Below are 2,707 nucleotides of genomic sequence, written 5' to 3'. Positions count from 1 at the left end.
GGAAGTTCGTGGTCACGCTGATCACCCATACGGCCTGGAACGCGCAGAGCGCGAGGCTGCCCAGCAGACGTAGCACCGGATGCGGTTTTCGGCCGTGTCGCGGTCGGCGAAGGTGAAGACGGTGTCCAGGTGCATGGCGGAGCGCAGCTTGGGCATACCCGCGACGATGACGCGCTCGGCGGCACCCTCGCGGAAGAGGGCGGCGGCGACCTGGGTGATGGCCTGGCGCGAGGTCCGCTCGCTCATCCCCATGAGGACGACTCCGTTGCCGACCGGCATGATGTCGCCGCCCTCGAAGGTCGCCTGGCCCCAGTCCTGCTCCGGGTCGCCCCACCACACCTTCGCGCCCCGGTAGTCCGGGTGGAAGGCGTAGATCGCGGCCATCAGGAGCGTCTCGCCGTGGCGGGCCGGCCAGTACAAGGGGTTGAGGGTGACTCCTCCGTAGAGCCAGCAGGTGGTGTCCCGGGTGTAGAGGGTGTTCGGCAGCGGCGGCATGAGGTATTCGCGGGCGGCCGTCGACTCGCGGGCCAGAGCCAGGTAGCCGGAGCGGAACTCGTCGGGGAGGTCCGCGGTGGCGAGCCCGCCGATCAGGTATTCGGCGAGCCGGCGGGGTTCGAGCGACTCCAGGAAACCGCGGGTGTCGTCGATGAGTCCGAGGCCGACCTCGTTGGCGGTGATCTTGCGGTCCAGCAGCCAGTCCCGGGCGGCCGGGATCGCCATGGTCTCGGCGAGCAACTCGTGCAGTTCGACCACCTCGACGTCCGCCTGTCGCATCTTGTTGACGAAGTCGGCGTGGTCCCGCTGGGCGTTCTCCACCCACATCACGTCGTCGAAGAGCAGGTCGTCCGCGTTGGTGGGAGTGAGCCGCCGATGGGCCATCCCCGGTGCGCAGACCAGGACCTTGCGCAGCTTGCCGACCTCGGAGTGGACGCCGAGGGCGGGCCTCTGGGCGGTCGTGTCAGTCATGGGGAAGCCTTTCGCGGTTCACCGGCGGGGCGGCCGGGGTGGGACGGGGTCAGAGTTCGATCCAGCCGGCGGCGAGGGCGATCACACCCATGACGGCGCCCGCGATCGAGACGGCACAGATGACCGCTTCGACCGGTGAGAACAGCCCGCGGTTCTGCTCCCGACGGGCCTTGATGAAGAGAAAGGTCGCCGGGGCGTAGATGATGAAGGAGACGAGAACGAACTTCAGCCCCGCGGCGTAGAGCAGAAAAGCCGTGTAGAGGGTCGCGAGGGCGGCGACGACCAGCTCTCCCCTGGTGGCCCCGCCGACGGCGCCTTCGCGCTCGGGCCTCAGCGCGATCTTGACCGCGAAGGCGGCGGCCAGCAGGAAGGGGATCAGGGTGAGCGCGCTGGTCAGGTCGAGCGCGAAGTTGAAGGCGTCGTCCGAGAAGGCGGTGACGACGAGGACCAGTTGGCTGAGCGCCGTGGTCATGAGCAGGGCGGGTACCGGCACGTCGGCGGCGGTGGACCGGCCCAGGAAGCGGGGCATGTCGTCGTCCTGGGCGGCCACGAAGAGCACTTCGGCGGCCATCAACGTCCACGCCAGGTAGGCGCCGAGGACGGAGATGATCAGCCCCACGCTCACGAAGACCGTGCCCCAGGTGCCGACCGCCGCTTCCAGGACCCCGGCCATGGACGGCTGTCGGAGCTCGGCGATCTCGGCCATCGGCAGGATGCCGTACGAGACGATGGTGACGGAGGCGAAGACGGCGAAGACACTGAGGAAGCCGAGGACGGTGGCCCGGCCGACGTCCTCGCGCCGCTTGGCGTGGCGGGAGTACACGCTGGCCCCTTCGACCCCGAGGAAGACGAAGACGGTGGCCAGCATGGTGCCTCGCACCTGGTTGAAGAGCGAACCCGCGTAGTCGGCGCCGGCGAAGTTGTCGGCGAACACGGACGTGTCGAGGTAGAAGAGGGCGAGGATCACGAAGACGAGGATCGGGACGACCTTCGCCACCGTCACAATCCGGTTGATCGCCGCCGCTTCCTTCACTCCGCGCCGGATGAGGAAGAAGAACGCCCACAGCCCCACCGACGAGAGCACGATGGAGAGGGCCGTGTCGCCGTCTCCGAGGGCCGGGGCGATGGCCCCGATGGTGGACATGATGAGCACCCAGTAGGTCACGTTGCCGACGCAGGCGCTGGCCCAGTAGCCGAAGGCCGAGAAGAAGCCGAGGTACTCGCCGAACCCGGCCTTGGCGTAGGCGTACACGCCCGCGTCGAGGTCGGGTCTGCGGACCGCGAGTTTCTGGAAGACGAAGGCGAGCATCAGCATGCCGATTCCGGCGACCGCCCAGGAGATCAGCGCTCCCGCGACCCCGGTCTCCGCGGCGAAGCGCCGGGGCAGCGAGAAGACGCCGGCGCCGACCATGGAGCCGACGACCATCGTCGTCAGGGTGAGCAGAGTCAGTTTGGCCGCGGGCGAGGGCGCCTCAGCGGGGGTGCCGGTACCGGCCTCGGCGTTGGTCATGTTTCCCCTCCGCGAGGTGCCTCTTCCGGTCCGCGCGGGAACGATGCGCTCCGGTCGAAATGACACACGTTCATTGCGACGGGAATCTAGTGCGCTCCGCCCGCTTTGTCATATTGCGGGCAATTTTTACCGATAGAAGCAATAAGGGCACGGAACAGGACACGGCCAGCGCCTCCCGGGGGACGTCCAGGACGACGGTCGCGGAAGCGCCCGGCTCCAGCGTCACCTTGG

The 2,707-nt window shown here is 68.3% G+C and carries 1 protein-coding gene and 1 pseudogene; both read right to left on the bottom strand.

The window, feature by feature from the left end; translation table 11 throughout:
- Positions 1-96 precede the first annotated feature (96 nt).
- Positions 97-966, bottom strand: a pseudogene (locus ACWD3D_RS35775) (arginine deiminase family protein); the annotation flags it as partial.
- 49 nt (positions 967-1,015) lie between these two features.
- On the bottom strand, positions 1,016-2,476 hold the full coding sequence (locus tag ACWD3D_RS35770; protein WP_451464838.1) for a basic amino acid/polyamine antiporter: 1,461 nt from the start codon (positions 2,474-2,476) through the stop codon (positions 1,016-1,018).
- Positions 2,477-2,707: the final 231 nt, after the last annotated feature.

The sequence above is a fragment of the Streptomyces sp. NPDC002690 genome (assembly GCF_053592415.1).
Note: the sequence above shows the minus strand (reverse complement) of the source record. Positions and strands in the feature narration are given on the sequence as shown.